The sequence below is a fragment of the Spiroplasma endosymbiont of Nomada rufipes genome (genome assembly GCF_964277355.1).
In the GTDB taxonomy this organism is placed as follows: Bacteria; Bacillota_I; Bacilli_A; order Mycoplasmatales; family VBWQ01; genus Spiroplasma_E.
Window position 1 is genome coordinate 260,135 of sequence record NZ_OZ195517.1, and the last position, 20,913, is coordinate 281,047.

Annotated in this window: 21 protein-coding genes; 6 read left to right on the forward strand and 15 right to left on the reverse strand. The window is 22.6% G+C overall.

Annotated features, from left to right (window positions below):
- The first annotated feature begins 199 nt into the window (after positions 1-199).
- From ACICQF_RS01420 to ACICQF_RS01430, 3 genes are all read left to right on the forward strand, one after another.
- The gene (locus ACICQF_RS01420; RefSeq protein WP_395473413.1) at positions 200-1,150 is read left to right on the forward strand and encodes an IS30 family transposase; all 951 of its coding nucleotides are present in this window, start codon (positions 200-202) and stop codon (positions 1,148-1,150) included.
- Positions 1,151-1,347: 197 nt separating this feature from the next.
- Entirely contained in the window at positions 1,348-1,638 is a 291-nt protein-coding gene (locus ACICQF_RS01425; RefSeq protein ID WP_395473414.1) for a UPF0236 family transposase-like protein, read from the forward strand.
- A gap of 671 nt (positions 1,639-2,309) precedes the next feature.
- On the forward strand, positions 2,310-2,750 hold the full coding sequence (locus ACICQF_RS01430; RefSeq protein WP_395473415.1) for a hypothetical protein: 441 nt from the start codon (positions 2,310-2,312) through the stop codon (positions 2,748-2,750).
- 549 nt (positions 2,751-3,299) lie between these two features.
- On the opposite strand, the gene deoC is transcribed toward ACICQF_RS01430, so the two are convergent.
- The 7 genes from deoC to ACICQF_RS01465 form a co-directional block, all read right to left on the reverse strand.
- On the reverse strand, positions 3,300-3,977 hold the full coding sequence (gene deoC, locus ACICQF_RS01435) for a deoxyribose-phosphate aldolase (RefSeq protein WP_395473416.1): 678 nt from the start codon (positions 3,975-3,977) through the stop codon (positions 3,300-3,302).
- Positions 3,967-4,092: a hypothetical protein gene (locus ACICQF_RS01440; protein ID WP_395473417.1), complete on the reverse strand. Its 126-nt coding sequence runs from the start codon at positions 4,090-4,092 to the stop codon at positions 3,967-3,969. Before ACICQF_RS01440 ends, deoC begins: the two co-directional genes overlap by 11 nt.
- An 18-nt stretch (positions 4,093-4,110) precedes the next feature.
- The gene (locus tag ACICQF_RS01445; RefSeq protein ID WP_395473418.1) at positions 4,111-4,950 is read right to left on the reverse strand and encodes a Gfo/Idh/MocA family protein; all 840 of its coding nucleotides are present in this window, start codon (positions 4,948-4,950) and stop codon (positions 4,111-4,113) included.
- An 11-nt stretch (positions 4,951-4,961) separates the two neighbouring features.
- The gene (locus ACICQF_RS01450) at positions 4,962-5,684 is read right to left on the reverse strand and encodes an RsmE family RNA methyltransferase (protein ID WP_395473419.1); all 723 of its coding nucleotides are present in this window, start codon (positions 5,682-5,684) and stop codon (positions 4,962-4,964) included.
- Positions 5,685-5,836: 152 nt separating this feature from the next.
- Entirely contained in the window at positions 5,837-6,067 is a 231-nt protein-coding gene (locus tag ACICQF_RS01455; RefSeq protein ID WP_338959629.1) for a hypothetical protein, read from the reverse strand.
- Between the two features lie 150 nt (positions 6,068-6,217).
- The gene (locus ACICQF_RS01460) at positions 6,218-7,795 is read right to left on the reverse strand and encodes a hypothetical protein (protein WP_395473420.1); all 1,578 of its coding nucleotides are present in this window, start codon (positions 7,793-7,795) and stop codon (positions 6,218-6,220) included.
- A 155-nt stretch (positions 7,796-7,950) separates the two neighbouring features.
- The gene (locus ACICQF_RS01465; RefSeq protein WP_395472950.1) at positions 7,951-8,901 is read right to left on the reverse strand and encodes an IS30 family transposase; all 951 of its coding nucleotides are present in this window, start codon (positions 8,899-8,901) and stop codon (positions 7,951-7,953) included.
- 315 nt (positions 8,902-9,216) lie between these two features.
- Between ACICQF_RS01465 and ACICQF_RS01470 the strand changes: the two genes are divergently transcribed.
- Positions 9,217-9,555, forward strand: a complete 339-nt coding sequence (locus tag ACICQF_RS01470; protein WP_395473421.1) for a hypothetical protein — start codon at positions 9,217-9,219, stop codon at positions 9,553-9,555.
- A 769-nt stretch (positions 9,556-10,324) separates the two neighbouring features.
- Here the strand turns inward: ACICQF_RS01470 and ACICQF_RS01475 are convergent.
- On the reverse strand, positions 10,325-10,450 hold the full coding sequence (locus ACICQF_RS01475; protein WP_338959655.1) for a hypothetical protein: 126 nt from the start codon (positions 10,448-10,450) through the stop codon (positions 10,325-10,327).
- 315 nt (positions 10,451-10,765) lie between these two features.
- Positions 10,766-12,700 (reverse strand): hypothetical protein, encoded by a 1,935-nt coding sequence (locus ACICQF_RS01480; protein ID WP_395473422.1) that lies wholly within the window; start codon positions 12,698-12,700, stop codon positions 10,766-10,768.
- A 1,074-nt stretch (positions 12,701-13,774) separates the two neighbouring features.
- On the opposite strand from ACICQF_RS01480, the gene ACICQF_RS01485 reads away from it, so the two are divergent.
- Positions 13,775-14,275, forward strand: coding sequence for a hypothetical protein (locus ACICQF_RS01485; RefSeq protein ID WP_395473423.1), 501 nt, complete (start codon positions 13,775-13,777; stop codon positions 14,273-14,275).
- Between the two features lie 252 nt (positions 14,276-14,527).
- Positions 14,528-14,872: a hypothetical protein gene (locus tag ACICQF_RS01490; RefSeq protein WP_395473424.1), complete on the forward strand. Its 345-nt coding sequence runs from the start codon at positions 14,528-14,530 to the stop codon at positions 14,870-14,872.
- 25 nt (positions 14,873-14,897) lie between these two features.
- Here the strand turns inward: ACICQF_RS01490 and ACICQF_RS01495 are convergent, their stop codons facing one another.
- The 6 genes from ACICQF_RS01495 to ACICQF_RS01520 all read right to left on the reverse strand — a co-directional run bounded on the left by ACICQF_RS01495 (position 14,898) and on the right by ACICQF_RS01520 (position 20,885).
- Positions 14,898-15,848, reverse strand: coding sequence for an IS30 family transposase (locus ACICQF_RS01495; protein WP_395473425.1), 951 nt, complete (start codon positions 15,846-15,848; stop codon positions 14,898-14,900).
- A 128-nt stretch (positions 15,849-15,976) separates the two neighbouring features.
- A complete protein-coding gene (locus ACICQF_RS01500; RefSeq protein ID WP_338959663.1) occupies positions 15,977-16,714 on the reverse strand; it encodes a pseudouridine synthase in 738 nt (245 codons plus the stop codon).
- Positions 16,710-17,288: an SMC-Scp complex subunit ScpB gene (gene scpB, locus ACICQF_RS01505; protein WP_395473426.1), complete on the reverse strand. Its 579-nt coding sequence runs from the start codon at positions 17,286-17,288 to the stop codon at positions 16,710-16,712. The genes ACICQF_RS01500 and scpB overlap by 5 nt, the downstream gene beginning before the upstream one ends.
- Positions 17,281-18,033 carry a segregation/condensation protein A gene (locus ACICQF_RS01510; RefSeq protein WP_395473427.1) on the reverse strand — a complete coding sequence of 251 codons (753 nt, stop codon included), beginning with the start codon at positions 18,031-18,033 and terminating at the stop codon, positions 17,281-17,283. The genes scpB and ACICQF_RS01510 overlap by 8 nt, the downstream gene beginning before the upstream one ends.
- Positions 18,034-18,188: 155 nt before the next feature.
- Positions 18,189-19,502, reverse strand: coding sequence for a hypothetical protein (locus tag ACICQF_RS01515; RefSeq protein ID WP_395473428.1), 1,314 nt, complete (start codon positions 19,500-19,502; stop codon positions 18,189-18,191).
- Between the two features lie 75 nt (positions 19,503-19,577).
- Positions 19,578-20,885, reverse strand: coding sequence for a thymidine phosphorylase (locus tag ACICQF_RS01520; RefSeq protein ID WP_395473429.1), 1,308 nt, complete (start codon positions 20,883-20,885; stop codon positions 19,578-19,580).
- Positions 20,886-20,913: the final 28 nt, after the last annotated feature.

The following is a 20,913-nucleotide window of genomic DNA, read 5'->3' on the forward strand; positions in this document are numbered from 1 at the left end:
TAAGTGCAAGTAAATAAAATTGCAAAAAATTCTCATATAAAAATTTCATAATGTTAAATTTAGTTTAGAAAAAAGTAAGGAGTTTTTATATTAGCGCTGAATTATACTTGTAAGTGCAAGTAAATAAAATTGCAAAAAATTCTCATATAAAAATTTCATAATGCTAAATTTAGTTTAGAAAAAAGTAAGGAGTTTTTATATGAGTTATAAACATCTTGGCATAGATGAAAGGATTTATATTGAGAATCAATTGAAATTTAAATTTAAAATTAGTGAAATAGCTAAAAATCTTAATCGAAGTATTAGTACTATTATTCGAGAAATTAATAGAAATAAAGATAATAATCATTATTTTTCATTAATTGCACAAAATAAAGCTGAAAATCGAAAACAATCACATATTAGTTTTCATAAGTTTAAAAATAAGAATTTAGTAAAATATGTACAACAAAAATTACTATTAGGTTGATCACCTGAACAAATTTATGGCAGAATTAAAAATTTTCATAAAGAGTGAGTTATTAGTTTTAAAACAATTTATACTTGAATTTATTTTGGAATGCTTGATAAAGTTACTAGTAAAAATTTAAGAAGAAAAGGTAAAAAACGAAAATCTAAAGAAAATCGTGGCAAGTTTAATGGTAAATCAATTAAAGAACGAGATATAAATGTTAATGATCGTATAACACTTGGTCATTGAGAAGGAGATACTATAGTATCATCACGAGGTAAAAGCAAATCATGTTTAATAACTTTAGTTGAAAGAGTATCACGATTTACTTTAGCAATATTAGTTAAAAACAGAACTACTAAAGTTATTAATAAAAATGTCAGTTATTATTTATCAATTCTTCCTAAAAACATTGTTAAAACTAGTACTTTTGATCTTGGCAAAGAATTTTCAAATTGACAACAACTTGAAAAAAATTTAGATGTAAAAATTTATTTTGCCAATCCATATTCACCTTGACAAAGAGGTACTAATGAAAATACTAATGGTTTAATTAGAGAAAAATTTCCTAAAAAATTTATTTTTTCAAAAACTAATAAAAATGAAGTTCATAAATTTATATTGTCTTTAAATCAAAGACCGAGAAAAATATTAAATTATCTTTCACCAATCGAATATTTGGATAGAAAAATAATTTAGTTGCACTTACCTTTACAATTTAGCGTAAAAAAGCAGGTATTAGTGTTAGTACTGTTCATAGAGTTTTTAAAAATTTAGAAGTAATTGAAGCAAATCCAGTAAAAGTAAAATTAGAAAAAAATCAACCTATTTTTGTAGCAATTGATGATGGACATCGAAAGTTTTGAGATTTTAAACGTAAAGGTATAAAACACTCTATGAGATTAATAACAACATATACAGATAATATTAATCATAAAGTACAAAATAAAAGAGTAAAAGCAATTATTAGACCAACAAGAACAGCAATTGGAGTTAAAAAAACTGCTGAATTTGTTAAAGAACATTGTCAAAAATTTTATGAAAATGTTGAACAAGCAAAAATAATTATTTGTGGAGATAGTGCTGGATGAATTAAAGATGTAGCAGATTATCTTGGTGCTGAGTTTGTTTTAGATAAATTCCATTTAATTAGAACATTATATCTTGGTATAATGGGCGGGAAATAAAGGAAAATATTGAAGTGAATATAATAATTGCAAAGATTTCATTAATAATGGTCAATATGAACAATTAATTGATTATTTATATAAAGAATTAGATAATCATAAAAAGTTAAAAAAAACAATATTTTAAAAATAATAAAAAAGGTATTGTTAATCAAGGTGCAAAATGAAATATTGGTTGTTTTACTGAAACAAATATTTGACATGTTTTAAAAGAAATGATTGTTAATAGAACATATAGTATTTTTATTTATATAAAAATGGTTATTTTTAAATGTAATCAAATAAATTTAAAAACATAATTTTACTTATTTTAAAATAAAAAATTAAAAATTCTTATTAAATTAAAAGTTAATAAGAATTTTTGTTATATATTTATGTTAATTAAATTATTAAAATGTTTTTATAATTTATAAAATTGAGTATTTTAATTGTAATATTTTTAAATTAGTAGTAAGATAAATTTACAATTTCATAAAAATCCAAATTATTTCTTGTCTAAATTTATAATAAGACTACAACGATTTAATTTATTCCGGATTTTTGACAATCTCCCTATATGATTTTTTTAAAAATATATTAAATTATAATATTAATTTAAATAAGATAACTTTATCTAAGTAAATCTGAATTAAATTTTATAAATTAAAAATTAACAAGGAGTAAAAACAATTATGTCACAACAAAATAAAAACGAACAAAATACTTTCAATCAAAATGAAAAGCAATATTCATCAAAATGAAAAGATGAGATTCCCAATTGTTTAGCATTTGAAGTAGAGTATATGATGACGAAAGCAAATTATATAAAAATTTGAATTGATTATTTTACATTTAAAAATTTGATAGATATTTATGTTTCAAATGTTTCTACAGAAAATCGTCTTTTTGAAGAACTAAGAAGGTTTCCACGAATTGATAATACTAAATCAAATATTTGACTTACAGATATAGAAACAGGTTTTAACATTCTTTATAAAAACTTTCCAGAAATAAGAAATTTTTGAACAAAATTACCAACAGATGGATCACAAGGTTTAGTAGTCAAAACAAATAGAGATGGCGATTGAAATAAATGAGATTTTACAGTACACTATCAAAGCAAAGATCTCTAAATAAAAGAATGAAAGAGGTTTTTTAGAAACCTGTACATATTTGTTTTGCAAAGTACTAATTCAGATTAATTCTATCTTTAAATTTATTATAAATTGAACAATTCCTATTCAAAATTGAAATGAATTGTTCAATTTTTGTTATATTTTAATTATTAAGTAAAATATTTTGAAAAACTGCCATATCATTAAGAAAGACTTTTTTATTTCTGATTACTTTTTGTAATTGATGATTAATTATCTTTGCTTAGTAAATTCAATGTTAAATATTTTTAAACAGTATTATTTTCAATAATTTTCCTATCAAAATCAATCATTTTAAAAAATAATATAAGCATTTTTCAAAAATAATTTTGTCTATTAAAGAAAAAACTTCTTTAAAAACAATCCTTAAATATCAATTTTTATCAAAATTATTAGTTTTCATAAATTGATTTTAATTATTTAAAGATAATAAATAAATGAAGTTAATGATTATTGTTTTCTCATTTTCTATTTTAGATATTTTGTTCTTTCTTTTATATTTAATATATAATTGTTGATTTACATTAATTAATAACCACCCTTAGTTTCTTGTCCTGAAATAATAGCAACACCATTACTAGTACCAATTCTAGTAGCACCAGCATTAATCATCGCCATTGCATCATCTTGATTTTTAATACCACCAGAAGCTTTAATTGCAACATGAGGACCAATATTTGCTTTCATTAATTTAATATCAGCAACCGTTGCACCACCATTAGCAAAACCAGTTGAAGTTTTAATAAAATCTGCTTTTACTTTAGTTACTAACTGACAAGCAATAATTTTTTGTTCTGTTGTTAATAAACTACACTCAATTATTACTTTTAAAATAATATTTTGTGGACATGCATTACGAACTGCTTGTAGATCTTGCAATACAAGTTTTTGATCATTATCCTTTAATGCACCAATATTAATAACAACATCAATTTCTTGAGCACCATCTTTAATCGCATTAATTGTTTCTGCTACTTTAGTTTGTTTATTATTGGCACCCAATGGAAAACCAACCACTGTACATACTTTAACATTACTATTTTTTAATAAAGTAACAGCACGATTAACATAAAATGGATTAATACAAACTGCTTTAAAATAATAAGTTTTAGCTTCTTTACATAATGTATCAATCATTGATAATGTTGCTTCTGGTTTTAATAATGTATGATCAATATATTCATTTAAATTAATATTACTTTTCATAAACTTCAACTCCTAATTCATTTTCACTTTTAATAATTGCTTCAATAACTTCAAGATTCATTAAACTATGATTTAATCAATAATCTCGACTTAAATAATCTTTATTTTTAATCATTTTTACAAAATCATTTAATTAATATGTCATTAAACTTTCTTCATTAGTATTATCTGCGATTTCTTTTATTCCGTTTTTAGTATAAACCTTAATTCCACTTAATGGATGAACTTGTGATAAAACAAGACTACTATTATGACCTATAAATTCACTTTGTGCATAAGATGTTACTCCTTTACTACAAGTAATAGTAGTAATAGTTCCATTTTCATGCTTCAAAATAACATGATTACTTAAATTAACACCATTAGGTAATTTAATTGCCATCGCTTTAACTGTTTTTACTTTACCTAATAAACACAATACTAATTGTAATGGATATACTAAACTATCATAAGTTGCACCTTTACCAAAATCTTTATCAAAAACAGAATCATATATTCTTTTTTCAACTGATGGCATTCTTGAAGAAATACGATGAAAATTAAGGTTAACTACTTCTGGATTTATTTCATGAACTAATTTTTTTAATTTAGAAAAAATAGGTAAATGAACAGTAACATAAGCTTCTAATAAAATTATTTTTTTACTTCTTGCTAAAGAAATTAGGTCTTTAACTTCTTCAACTGTAAAAGTAATAGTTTTTTCTACTAAAACATGAATATTATTATTTAAAAATAATTTACTTTGTTCGTAATGCAAACCATTTGGTGAAGCAATATAAATAGCGTCAATATGTTCTATCATTTTATTTAAATCATCAGTACTATGGGCAATATTATATTTTTTTGCTCATGTTTCTGCTTTATCTAAACTTCTTGAATATATACAAGTTATTTTAACTTTTTTATTAGTTAACGCTTGCTTTATAAATCTTTGAACAATTTTTCCAGTTCCAATAATACCAATTCTAATCATCTTGTACTCCTTTAACTTTTTAAACTTGTTTCATAATTAATGATTGACATTAAAAATAAAGGTGCAGTTTCGGCACGTAAAATTAATTTTCCTAAACTAATATTACTAAAATTAAGTTGTGTTAAAGTTGCAATTTCTTCTTTAGTGATTCCTCCTTCGGGTCCAACTATAATTGTTATTGATGATAATTTATTATTTATTTGACTAATCCAACTAGTTTCTGATGAATTTTCATATGCAACCAAATTAAGATGAGACCGATATCGTTCTAATTTTTTTAAATCAAAAACAACGGGTGTAACAATCGGAATTAAATTGCGATTTGATTGTTTGGCAGCAGCTTTTGCAATATTTTGTCAACGTAAAACTTTCTGTTCTGCTTTTGTTCTCGTTAAAATACTAACACATCGTTTTAACTGCAATGGCACAATTTGATAAACTCCCAATTCTACTGCTTTTTGAATGACTAAATCAAATTTTTGTTCTTTTAATAACGATATTACTAATGTGATTTTACATCTTAATTCTGAATTACTATTTGGCACTGTTTTTATAATTTCGCATTTAATAACTGATGTAATTTCAATAATTTTTGTTAAATATTTTTGTTCTTGATGAATAATAACTATTTCATCATTAATTTTATGACGTAATACTTTAATTAGATGTTTACTATCTTCTTCATCTAATATTAAAATATTATTAGTTTTATGGTTAGTAAAGTAGCATTCCATAGTCCACCTCTAATTTGATTATAACATAAGGTAAAACTCAAATTAACAAGTTTTAACTATCATCTTTAATTTCTAAAATATAAAATTTCTTTTTTCTTTTATCATGAAACTAAATTAAAAACTACTTAATTAATTAAGTAGTTTTTAATTATTTATAAAATAATACATTTTGCAACTTTAGTAGTAGCATTATTATCTATGTTTACTAAAGGTTTATCATTTATTATGTTCTTATTTTTATTACTTTCTTCGAATGTAGCAGCAACTTTTCCTCGTCTTTCTCTTTCTTTTTCTTTTCCAAAACTATTATTTACTTCATCTAATTTTTTTGCAAGTGAATCTTTATCTTTTGTACTTCATTTTTCATATGGTTCTCATGGCATATTTTTTTACTTCCTTTATTATTTTTTGAATATTTTTTCTACCCTTTAAATACTCAGTAAAATTATATATTTTTTATAAATGTAAATATAAAAAATATATAATTTTACTCTTTTTAACAAAACTATTAAAATTATTTTTAAAACAATATTTTATATTGAATAACTTCGTTGTTTTGTTACTGGACTAATTGGGGGTTGTATATCAGAAGAATTAACTATAACACTTAAATCAAAATTTTTAGCAACAGGATTAGTAACTGTTGATTTTGCTTTATCTGGATTTTCTCATGTTATTTTATTACTTAATAGTTTATTTATTTTTTGCTTTTTCCTATTATCTAATTCTTGTTTTAAAATATTAAATTGTCTTTCTAATTGAGTTTCTACTTTATCACTTGTCAAGTCTCTAATTATTGTTTTAAATTCTTTTTTATCTTTTTCAATTTTTTCTTGATTTTTAAACATTTTATTATAAATTCATGAATCAACTTTTTTTATTGCAGTTGAAACTGTTGTTGCAGCAGTTTTAATAAATAAGCCAAGCGTAATTGAAATTAAACCAACTATAAGTTTGTCTTTTAATTCTGTTGCAATTTCCCTCCTTACAAAGGGTAAACAAGAAATCAATATTGGAACACCAACAGAAAGTACTGAAATAACACCCCAAATTGTGAATTCCGCTATAGATGGTTTTTCTTTACATTCTGTTTGTTCTTTTATAAACTCTTTGATTGGTATTCTATCAAAATTATTATTATTATTTATTAATAAAAGATCATTTTGGTATTGACTTAAATTTTTATATTGTTTTGTTTGCGTTAATATTTGTATATTATCATTATCAAAGTTGTGAAAAAACATTATTTTTTCTGAAATTGATTGATTATTATGTATAAAAGTTGTTATATAATAACAATTATTATTTATTGTCAAAATTTCTTCATATATTTGTTTAACTTTTTTACCATTTTCAATTTTTTCTTGTTTAATTTCGTTTTCTAATTTTAATATTTTATTTTCATATTTTAATTCTTTTTGTAGAATGTTAATTTTATTAAGTTTAATTTTTAGTTTTTTTATTTTTTTTCTATTTTTTGTTAATATTTTGGTTTTGTTCTTTTCATCATTATTTAAAAATTGTTTAATATCATTTTTTAATTCATTTTGGATATTGCTATTTATCTTTTGATATTCATTTAATTGTTCTTTTCTTTGTTTTAATTTCCTTAACCTAGTTGTTTTTTCTTTAATTTCATGTTCATATTTGGCTAATTCTCTTTTTCTTTTCTTTAACGTTTTTTTACCAAATAATTGACCACTAACTATTGCATTTTTAATTTTTTCTAAATTTTCCTTTGCTTTTTTTAATTCAAATTCAATTTTTAAAGTTTCATCATTATTTTCTTTTTGTAAATTTAATATTCTGTGTGCTCTTGCTTCTTCAATTATTATTTTCTTTGCTATTTGTTTATCAAGATCTAAAATTGTTACAGAATTATATCTATACTTTTGTGATCCATTTTCAATTATTTTAGTTTGTGATATTTGACTTGAATTAAAAGAACTAGTAAATTCAGTATTATTTATATTTTTTTTATTTTTTTCAAATCTTATTGTTAAGCCCCCATGTCTTGCTTTTATAGCAATTTCTGACTTATTTAAAATATCATTTATTCTTTGTTGTTTAATGATTTGATGAAATGTTTGCAAATTTGTTTTATCAGCCATTCTTTTTTCTCCTTTTTTTAAACAAAAAACCATTTACTTTAATTTAAAGTAATGGGTGATATAAACTCAATAATAATTATATGTTATCAAATTTTGTCTTTTTTACAACAAATTTCCATAATTCAAAAAATGCTAAATTGTAAAGGTAAGTGCAACTAAATTATTTTTCTATCCAAATATTCGATTGGTGAAAGATAATTTAATATTTTTCTCGGTCTTTGATTTAAAGACAATATAAATTTATGAACTTCATTTTTATTAGTTTTTGAAAAAATAAATTTTTTAGGAAATTTTTCTCTAATTAAACCATTATTATTTTCATTAGTACCTCTTTGTCAAGGTGAATATGGATTGGCAAAATAAATTTTTACATCTAAATTTTTTTCAAGTTGTTGTCAATTTGAAAATTCTTTGCCACGATCAAAAGTAATAGTTTTAACAATGTTTTTAGGAAGAATTGATAAATAATAACTGACATTTTTATTAATAACTTTAGTAGTTCTGTTTTTAACTAATATTGCTAAAGTAAATCGTGATACTCTTTCAACTAAAGTTATTAAACATGATTTGCTTTTGCCTCTTGATGATACTATAGTATCTCCTTCTCAATGACCAAGTGTTATACGATCATTAACATTTATATCTCGTTCTTTAATTGATTTACCATTAAACTTGCCACGATTTTCTTTAGATTTTCGTTTTTTACCTTTTCTTCTTAAATTTTTACTAGTAACTTTATCAAGCATTCCAAAATAAATTCAAGTATAAATTGTTTTAAAACTAATAACTCATTGTTTATGAAAATTTTTAATTCTGCCATAAATTTGTTCAGGTGATCAACCTAATAGTAATTTTTGTTGTACATATTTTACTAAATTCTTATTTTTAAACTTATGAAAACTAATATGTGATTGTTTTCGATTTTCAGCTTTATTTTGTGCAATTAATGAAAAATAATGATTATTATCTTTATTTCTATTAATTTCTCGAATAATAGTACTAATACTTCGATTAAGATTTTTAGCTATTTCACTAATTTTAAATTTAAATTTCAATTGATTCTCAATATAAATCCTTTCATCTATGTCAAGATGTTTATAACTCATATAAAAACTCCTTACTTTTTTCTAAACTAAATTTAGCATTATGAAATTTTTATATGATAATTTTTTGCGATTTTATTTACTTGCACTTACAAGTATAATTCAGCACTTATATTCTTGATCTAATGTTCATTGGTTACTTTATTGCTTATGCTTTTGTTCAATAATATATGATATATTATCGGTGTTATTTACTAAACTACTTTTACTCATAAAACTCAATTTATAAAATTAATATATAATTTATACTAGAATATTACTCTAAATGATAGTTATAAATCATTAAAAGTAATTAATACTATTTATGGGGGTACAAATATGAGAAGTATAAAAATAACATTAAAAATGATGAGTGCAATTACTTTAACTTCTATTAGCACAAGCTCAATTATTGCTTGTGAATATGATTCAATAAAAGTGCCTGATTTAAATTCTAGATATGCAAAATTATTAGGATGATATAATTCAGATAACTCAATAAGTTTAATCCAACAAAAATTAAGTTATGATAGTAATAACGAAAAATATTTAATTATTGCCGATGATTCATTAATTACACCCGATAATCTCTTTAAAAATAAATTATTAATTACAGGTTCTACTTCAAAAAAATATAAAGCAAGAAATGAGCATGCTGCAGCATTTTACAAGAATTAGGATATACATCTGGTAATGAAAATCAGGATTATTCAAGTTATGATGTTAATGAAATTAGTAATTTAATTGCAAAAGTTAGAAATAGTAATCCAGGTAAAATTACAGAAAATAATGAAAATGACTTTCAAGTTAGTGACGGTAATTGTCAAATTGATATTGTAAACAAAGATGACAAAATTGATAAACTTATTACATCTTATACTATCAATACAAGCAAAAATAATCAATTAGGTATTAATAATATAATTATTACTAATATTATATTTAATAAAAGTACTTTAAAATTAACAACAGAAGAAGGTTTTAGACAAGGTAATCCGATTACTAGTTTTAAATTTTAATTTAAAACTAATGATAAACAAAAGCAATTTGATGAACTAGTTAAAATACTAAATACAAAAATTTCTACACAATTTTTTAGTGATAGTAACACTTGAACACCAGTAACAGGAAATTTTCCAAATTCAAAAGTTTTTTTAGAAATCCATTTTGGTAATGTAAGTATCCATAGAATTGATTGTGGAATAGCTCCTACAGAATAAATTAAATTTGATTTTCAACACTTTCAAAATTTTTAAAACCAACTTTCAACAAGATTACTTAAATGAAATTTTCAATAATATAAATAAACATATAAAAAAGTTATCAGAAATGATAACTTTTTATTAAATAAATTAAATATAAAACTTATATAATTACTTCAATTATGTTAATTTACTATAACTTGTATTGGATTTATTACTATCATTATACTTTTTTCTAAACATGGTTAAGACAATAAATTTTTATGTTCTAATTCTTCTCTTTTAAGTTGTTCTAAATAATTAGATACTTGTCTTTGATTATCACTTATATTTTTGATACAAGTTTCTAAATTACTTTTAATAATAGCCATTTTTTGTTCAATTAAACTTATCTCTACATTTAATATATTTATTTCTTACCCTCTATTCATCATTTTTTTCCTTTCAATCTAAACTCATTTATTTTAAAATAAAAACTATATTAAGTTTATAATAATTATAAATTAATAATTTTTAATTTTAATTTTTAAACTTACTTTGTATATCCTTTTTTAGTTATTTACTTAATTTATATAAAAAGATATTAAAAATGAGAGTATTATCTCTCATTTATCTTTTTAATAAAAATTAATATTTCAAAATTATATGATTAACAGTAAAACTATATAAATATAATCTGTTAAATTCTAACTAAAGGTTACACCTTGCAAGTTAATATTCCATACTCGATCACGGAAACATTTAACTATATCAATGCTTCAATTAATGCTTACATAAACATTTTCTTCATCATGTCAAATATGAATATAACCATGTAATTCAAGAAAGGCTCCTCAAAATCCACCATCATAATAATAACTAAGCTCAAATATATTTTTGTTTCTATCATTATTAATATCATTAGTATTAATACTTAATTGCGAACCTTTTAATTTTTGATCAGTATAAGTATTACAATAAAGACTAAAATACGAATTATCACCAAAACTTAATTTACTAAACTTATTAGAAAAACTATCTCAATCTGGTGCATAATTTGTTCAATTAGATAATAGAGTAATATCGGGGCTGGTTCAAGTACTTTTTAATGAACCAACACTATTAGTTTCACTATAATTATAATTTAGTTGATCATTATTAATAATACTACTATCAATAGTAAAATCAGCAACTATCTTCCCTTTATAAATAGTTTCATCACCACTAATAGTTACTTGTTGATTAGTAATATCATCTTCACTAAATTTAATTGCATCTAACTTTACATTTGGATTACTTTTACTAATCGCAGTTTTAATTTCTTCAATATTTGGTTTTGATAATCCATTAGTTTTAATTGTTCCTAAATTTAAATTTTTAAAAACATCACTTAAAAGTTCTGTTTTATCACAATCATAAGTAACAACAATACTATCATTGCTATAAAATTTACCATCACCATTAATAACTGCACTATTATCAGTAATTTTATCAACTATAATTTTGCTTACATCAAGATTATAGTTAGCGGTTTTAAGTGCTGAAATTAATTGTCCTTTACTTGGTTTGTTTTGTCCAGGAATATTAAAAGTTGGTAATTTATTATTTAAAACACTATTGAAATCAATAAGTAAATTATCAATTACTACATTAGGACCAGTGTATACATATTGATTAATAGATTTAATAGTAACACTATTATTTTGCAACGTTACTTGAATAGCATTCATATTTAAGCTTGAATATTGTTTTTTCAATGCACTATTAACATCTTCTAAAGTTATTACTTTTCCTATAATAGCAATTTTATCTAATCCCTTATTAATAACGTCTTTAAGAGCAATTCTAATATCAAGATTTAAACTTAGTATTACTTTACCAGTATATTTTTTTTGATTTGTACTAGTAATAGTGGCACTATTAGTAGAAGTAATTTCTATTGCAATAAAATAAGTATCTAACTTTTCTTGGTAAGTAACACGTAATGCTCTCATTACATCATTATTTGATGGTATATCATGACCACTAGTCTTAACCGTTAAATCTTTTTTATTAATAATAGTACTTAAATCAACACTATCATTAGTACTAAATGTAACTGTTACCTTACCAGTATAAAGAGGAATAATATCATCACCCGTAATACCTGTAATAGTTGCTTCTTTATTAGAAATAACGTCAATTTTAAGGCGATCCATTTCTAAATTAGAATATTTTTCTTGAATACGACTGTAAACAGCTTCCACAGTAGTTTTTTGACCACTAGTACTAAAATTACCAATGGATGCTCCATCAACAATTATTGTTCTAATATCAATAGTTTGGATTTGATAAGTAATTTTAATTTTATCTTGATTATAAAAAATACCATCACCAACAACAAAAGCATAATTAGTGGTTTTATTAATAATTTTAATATTATCAGTATGAAGTTCATGATTTAAAATAAATAGTTGTGATTTTAATTCATAATCTGTAGGTATTGTTCCTCGATGTTCCTCTGGTACAATTTTTAAATCTGTTTGTGTTAAATCTTTTTTTAAATCTTTTTTGAATATAGTTAGATTATTACATGCCGTTGTACTAGCAGTGACTGCACTTGATAATAATAATGCACCCATAAATGATAATGGTTTTTTCATATATATACCTCATTTAAATATTGTAAAAAATTAATAATTATTTTAAAGTGATTATATCATAATTTAAAAAAAATTAAATTCTAGATTTTTAAATGATTTTATTAAAAAATAGCTTGTTATATATTTTACATTTTTAATGTATGTACTTTTAATGAAGGAGTTGAAATCGAAATATTTTGTACATCTTTATTAATTTTTTTAATAACAAAATTTGATATTTTATTATCATTTTCTAAGTTTTTCTTTACAAAAAAAATTGTTGGCGTTTGTCAAAAATCCGGAATAAATTAAATCGTTGTAGTCTTATTATAAATTTAGACAAGAAATAATTTGGATTTTTATGAAATTGTAAATTTATCTTACTACTAATTTAAAAATATTACAATTAAAATACTCAATTTTATAAATTATAAAAACATTTTAATAATTTAATTAACATAAATATATAACAAAAATTCTTATTAACTTTTAATTTAATAAGTTTTTTTAATTTTTTATTTTAAAATAAGTAAAATTATGTTTTTAAATTTATTTGATTACATTTAAAAATAACCATTTTTATATAAATAAAAATACTATATGTTCTATTAACAATCATTTCTTTTAAAACATGTCAAATATTTGTTTCAGTAAAACAACCAATATTTCATTTTTCACCTTGATTAACAATACCTTTTTTATTAGCTGAATTATACTTGTAAGTGCAAGTATAATTCAGCATCTAATATTTTTTCATTTATCTCTTTTAAATGTTCTTCTTTCATTTTTTTTCCTTTCAAAAAAATTCATTTATTTTAATTTTTAAAATAAACTATAAATAATAATAAATGATTATCTAAAAAACATAAAAAATGCTTTTAACACTATTAAAGTTTTTATTATTACTTTTTTTGAAATTTGACCTATTTTGAAATAATATAAAAGATTCTAAAGTTGACAAATTTTTTTTATTTTCTATACTGTATATAACTAAATATTAGTTTTTAATCCATTTACTTTCATAAAAAGTAAATGGGTTTTTATTTTGAAAGGAAAATTAAATATGCCAAAAAAATCAAATTTTGAAAAAAAAGATTGAAAAAAAAAGAAAAATTTGATGAAGAAGAAATAATCAACTCAAGTATTTTTCATACAATAACAATTTTAGAAGTTTTAAATGATAATCCTATAATATTTTTTAAAAAATTAAATCATATTATTAAAGAACTATATATAGAAACTATTTTATTAAAAATGCCAAATACATATGGTTCAAATGCTAACTCAGATTTTTATTATATAAATCAAAAAGCACAATATGATTACTTTTCAATTACTGTAAATATTGAACAAAAAACGTTAAAATTATTTTTTTGTTCAAAAAGTTTATACCTACAAGGATTTACTTTTGAAACAACTTATTATTATTTTGAAGACAGCACATTAATAAATCATAATATAAAAAATATTTTTTGCCAATCTTTACCTTTTGTAGGAAGTTATGTAGCAAGTAATGGACTCCAGGCACATAATAATTATTCTTGACAAACAATACATAATGATTTTTTATTGTTAACAAATTCTAACTTAAATTAAAATCAAATTAAATGCTCATTAATAGGAGTAATTCTAACTACATCAGAAAGTATTCGTTTCAGAAGTGTTAAATATTTTATTCTTCAAAGTCAAAGACCTATAAATCCAATAATACAAAGTTGAGTTTTTTTTCAAAAAATTATAAGAAATTGAGATCGCGGAACACATAATGCTATTAATTATCTTTTAAATAATAAAGGTAACTTAAATAAATATTTTCACCAAGAATTAAGTAATAATGGATTAAAAATAATGGTTTTTAACACAAGCATGTATCATGCAATTAACAATTATCAAAATCCACCATTAATAACTTCAAATCAAAAATGAAAAATAAAAAAATTACAAGATTGAATAGATATCGGTATTAAAATCTGTGAAAAACAAAAATACGCTATTGCTAAAGAAATAAATAAATTTCAAAACTTAAATAATCTTATTGAAATACTGAAAAATTTTAAAAATGATATTATTACAAATAAAAAATTACAAGACGAAATAAAAACAGCAAAAGATTTTGCTGATAATATTATTGAAATAAATAAGGTTTTTGATATAAAGACAAACCCAGAAAATATAAAAAGTTGTTATATTTAAAGCTAAATTGTAAAGGTAAGTGCAACTAAATTATTTTTCTATCCAAATATTCGATTGGTGAAAGATAATTTAATATTTTTCTCGGTCTTTGATTTAAAGACAATATAAATTTATGAACTTCATTTTTATTAGTTTTTGAAAAAATAAATTTTTTAGGAAATTTTTCTCTAATTAAACCATTAGTATTTTCATTAGTACCTCTTTGTCAAGGTGAATATGGATTGGCAAAATAAATTTTTACATCTAAATTTTTTTCAAGTTGTTGTCAATTTGAAAATTCTTTGCCACGATCAAAAGTAATAGTTTTAACAATGTTTTTAGGAAGAATTGATAAATAATAACTGACATTTTTATTAATAACTTTAGTAGTTCTGTTTTTAACTAATATTGCTAAAGTAAATCGTGATACTCTTTCAACTAAAGTTATTAAACATGATTTGCTTTTACCTCGTGATGATACTATAGTATCTCCTTCTCAATGACCAAGTGTTATACGATCATTAACATTTATATCTCGTTCTTTAATTGATTTACCATTAAACTTGCCACGATTTTCTTTAGATTTTCGTTTTTTACCTTTTCTTCTTAAATTTTTACTAGTAACTTTATCAAGCATTCCAAAATAAATTCAATTATAAATTGTTTTAAAACTAATAACTCACTCTTTATGAAAATTTTTAATTCTGCCATAAATTTGTTCAGGTGATCAACCTAATAGTAATTTTTGTTGTACATATTTTACTAAATTCTTATTTTTAAACTTATGAAAACTAATATGTGATTGTTTGCGATTTTCAGCTTTATTTTGTGCAATTAATGAAAAATAATGATTATTATCTTTATTTCTATTAATTTCTCGAATAATAGTACTAATACTTCGATTAAGATTTTTAGCTATTTCACTAATTTTAAATTTAAATTTCAATTGATTCTCAATATAAATCCTTTCATCTATGCCAAGATGTTTATAACTCATATAAAAACTCCTTACTTTTTTCTAAACTAAATTTAGCATTATGAAATTTTTATATGAGAATTTTTTGCAATTTTATTTACTTGCACTTACAAGTATAATTCAGCTAAAAAATAAATTATTCTTTTATTTTAACTCTTTTGACTCAATTTCATCAATGTTGTTACTTCTTCTTCTGTCAAATAACGATATTCACCCATTGCTAAATCTTTTAAAGTAATATTAGCAACTTGTAAACGCTTTAAAGTAATTACTCTACTTCCTACTGCTTTAATCATACGTTTAACTTGTTGATTTTGTCCTTCATGAATAGTGAGATGTAGTAAAGTATTTTCTTTTTTTATATTTTTATAAATTATTTTAACAATAGCAGGAGAAGTTGTAAATGAAGTTGATAAAATAATACCGTCTTGTAGTTTTTTAATAGCATTTGATGACAAAATACCACTTGCCAATACTTCATATACCTTATCTATTTTATAACGAGGATGAATAATAGCATTAGTAAATTCACCATCATTAGTCATTAACAACAAACCTGAAGTATCAAAATCTAAACGACCGACTGGGTAAATTCTACTATTAATATTAGTAAAATAATTCATTACCGTTGGTCGATTTTTAGGATCACTTACTGTTGTTAAACAATTAGGTGGTTTATAAAATGCTAAATAAATATGATTAGATTGCTTAATAATTTGATTATTAACTTTAATAACATCACTACTTGTAACTTTAAAACCTAACGTTGTAATAATTTGCCCATTAACTGTTACTTGCCCATTAATAATTAGTAATTCTGCTTTTCGTCGTGAACATACTCCAGAATTAGCAATAACTTTTTGCAAGCGTTCTAAATCATTATTAATTAGTAAAGTTGTAGATTTCTTGTTCATCATTTTGGTTATTAAATTGAGGCAAAGTTGGCAATTGAGTTAAAGATTCGATATTAAAATGATCCATAAATTCATCAGTTAAATCATATAAAATTGGTTTTCCCGGTAATTCACTACGACCAATCTCGGTAATTAAATTTAAACTTTTTAGTTTAAAAATAATAGAATCACAATTTACACCACGAATATCTTCAATTTGTGGTTTAGTAACTGGATGATTATAAGCAATAATAGCTAGTGTTTCTAAAGCTGCTTGTGATAAACGTATTAAAGGTTGTTGTTTTAATAATTGATAGCGATTATAATGAATAGGTTTTGTTGTTAATTTATAAATATTACCAACTTTAATTAAACTTAAACCACTGGTATCATCATCATTTAATTTCATTTGTAAAGATGCAATTAAATTTTCAACAGTTTTTGGTTTTTTTGTTAATTCTAAATATTCAGCAAGTGTTAATAAATCAAGACCTTCATTGCCAGCAATAAATAATAAACCTTGTAAAACTGCTAATCTTTCGTTTTTTTTTCAATTGCTATTATTCATTTTTCTCACCTCGATAAATTACTGTAATTTCAGTAAAAGTATTATTTTGTATAATATGTAACATTTGATGATTTGCAAGATCTAAAATTGCAATAAAAGTAATAATAAAATAATGTAAAGTTAATGTTTTAGTAAAAAATAATTGTTCTAAAGTAAAATGTTGCTTGGGATTTTTTTTCAGTAACTGTTTAATTTCTTTATTTCGATCTTCAGCTGAAATTAAGTTTAATGCTAAATTAACTGGTAATTTATTTTCATTTTGTAGTCTATTAAATAAGTTTAACATTGCTTGTGTTAGTTTATTAACATTATTTTTTACCAAAATTGGTGTAATTTCATCAACTAAATATGTTTTTAAATTACTAGGTGCTTTTGTTAATAATTGGGTTCTATATACAGCCTGTTCTTTAAAATAATTACTTATTTCTTTAAATTTTTTATATTCTAATAAACGAGCAATTAATTTTTGACGATTAACTTCATTTTCATAAGCACTATCTACTACTAGTTCTTGTTTTGGTAATAATTGTTTTGATTGCAATTCTAATAAATAAGCAGCAATCGGTAAATATTCACTTACTAAATCAATGTTTTTAATTAATTCTTCATTAATAAAATGAACATATTGGTTAGTAACATCATTTAGATTTAAATCTAAAATATCAATATTTTTTTCTTTAATTAAATGCAAAAGCAAATCCATTGGTCCTTGAAAAGATTCAATTGTAATTACTGGTTGTAACATTATTCTCGTTCCCTCAATATCATTTTATACTTATTAATATTAATTATAACTTAATTTAATAGTACTTGATTAATCTTTAATAAATAAAAAAAACTTATTTTTAATTTTTTAATGATTAAAATAAGTTTTAAAATTTATTATATTTTTAAATATTATTATTTAACTTCACGTAACGTAATATGAATATTTTCAGCAGATATTTCAAATTTTGAAGTTGTCTTTATATCTGGAAAGAATTTACTTAGATCATATTCTAATTTAAAGTTTAAATTAAAATAACCATTTTTTTCATTAGCATTAAGATTAAATCTACTTTCAGGATTAGTAATAGTTATTACATTATTTCATTTAGGAACAAGAATACTATAAATTTTATTAATATTAGCAAAATAACCATTTGTTATAACTTGTTCTTTTATTTTTCCATCTTTGTCATAATCTGAATACTTATCTGAAGCTTTTGGTAATTCCTTTACTGTATCAACTGTTCAGTCAGAAAATATTTTTGAAATTTGTGTTGTTGCATCAACAAAAGTTTGGTTAATCTTAATAGCAGTAGTACTTTCAATATCACCAGTATTAAAAGTAGAATTACCATCATTACCAACTAAGAAATCAATAGTAATATTACTAACATTACCATTAAATACAATTGATTTATCATCATTATTGGTCACCGTTGGATCTGTCATTTTAAATAAAGTTGATTTAGGAACATATGAAAAATCACCTGAAAATTCAAAACTTAAACTTAAACCAGAATATTGAACTTTATCTTTAATGGCAACATTTAAATTTTGTTTAATATATGATAACTGAGTTCTAGCAATTTCTTCTTTTTCTGCTCCTTTAATTTCTCCAGTTATTGGTAAATTTTCAACATTAATATTTAGATTACCTTTAATAATTTCTTCTTTAATAAAGTCTCTAATTGCATCAGATTTTTTTTGATCACTAGTATGACTTGTATCATTATTAATTGTAATTTTAATATCTTTAGTAACTGATGGTAAATTTAAATAAGAGATTTCCGCTTTTACTCATAAATGACCATTGACTAATTCACTACCAGTTGGTAAAACAAACTTAGGTTTGTCTTTTTCATCATTATCATTATCTTTTTTTGGAACATAGTCCATAATTTTGACATGTGCATCAGGGTGATATCAATTTGTTGGATGTTCATTGGTACTTTCTTTAAGTTTACTAGAGAAAAAGTTACCAATAGCTGTTTGCACAGAAGTATCTAATTCGCTAAAAATTTTACCTTTCATTTCTCCTATATTGGTATCATCTGATAAATTAAGATCAGCCTTAATTTGCACACTACTATCAGTAATAAAAGAGGCAGCAAAATTAAGAATATCCTTTGGAGTCATTTGATTATTTTCACTACCACAAGCAACAACTGTTACAACTGGTGTTGTTGCTAAAGCAAGTGTGCCCAGTAATTTTAATAAAGATTTCACAAAAACGCTCCTTATCATTTCATTTAATTAATATTTTTTAAAATACTGTAACATTATAAACAATTTTAAACTAAATTACATTATTATTTCTAAAATTATTGGTTTAATATCGTATTTTTTATTAGTAATCTGAAATGTAGAAATTGCCAAATCTAAAAATTGTTGATGAAAATGTTGATCTTTATTAGTATGGAGTTCCATAATTACACTATTTTTTTCAACTTTTTGACCATGAATTTGTTTTAAATAAATTCCTGCCACTGGATCAATGATATCAGTTTTAGTAGTTCTTCCTGCTCCTAATATTACTGATAATTCACCTAAAGCATAATTATTAGTAACATCTAAATAGCCCGATAATTGTGCCTTAACTTTAATAATATATTTAGCTGGTGGTAATTTATCAATATTATCAAGATATTTAGTATCTCCACCTTGACTTTTAACAAAATCATAAAAAATTTGTAGTGGTTTTTCACTAGTAAACATAGCATTAACTTTATCAATACCCTCTTTTAAGGTTTTTACGTTTTTAGCTCCCAATAAGGCTAAAGCTACTAAATTACTAACAAGAATTTTCAAATCTTCTGGCCCTTTATTTTTTAAACTTAAAATAACTTCTTGTAATTCTAATGCATTACCAATTGTTTGTCCTAAAGGCTTATTCATATCACTAATAATAGCATAAATTTTTTTATTAAAAGCTTTACCAATATGTACCATTAATTTTGCTAACTTTCTTGAAGTTACTATATCCTGAACAAAGGCACCTTTTCCACATTTAATGTCTAGTAAAATTAAATCAGCACCCATTGCTATTTTTTTAGACATAACACTAGCAGCAATTAATGGCAATGAATCAACTGTTCCTGAAACATCACGTAATGCATATAATTTTTTATCAGCAGGCACTAAATTACTAGTTTGACTAATAATACTCATACCAACTTTATTAACAACTTTAATAAAATCTGATATTTCCAAATCACATTTAAAATTTGGAATTATTTCCAGTTTATCAATAGTACCACCAGTAATACCTAATCCTCTTCCAGAAATTTTTGCAACCTTTAATCCACAAGCAGCAGCTAATGGACCAAATACTAAACTAGTTTTATCACCAACACCACCAGTTGAATGTTTATCAATACTAAAACCAGTAATTTGTGATAAATCCATGGTTTCACCACTATTAATAACGGCTTTTGTATATTCTACTAATTCATCATTAGTCATTCCCTGAAAATAAACAGCCATTGCTCAAGCACTAATTTGATAGTCTGGTATTGTTTCATTGACAATACCTTCTGTTAAAAATTTTAGTTCTTCTTTATTTAAACTTTGTCCTAATTTCTTTTTAGAGATTAAATCAATCATATACATTTTAATAAAACACCTTACTTTCTTTTTA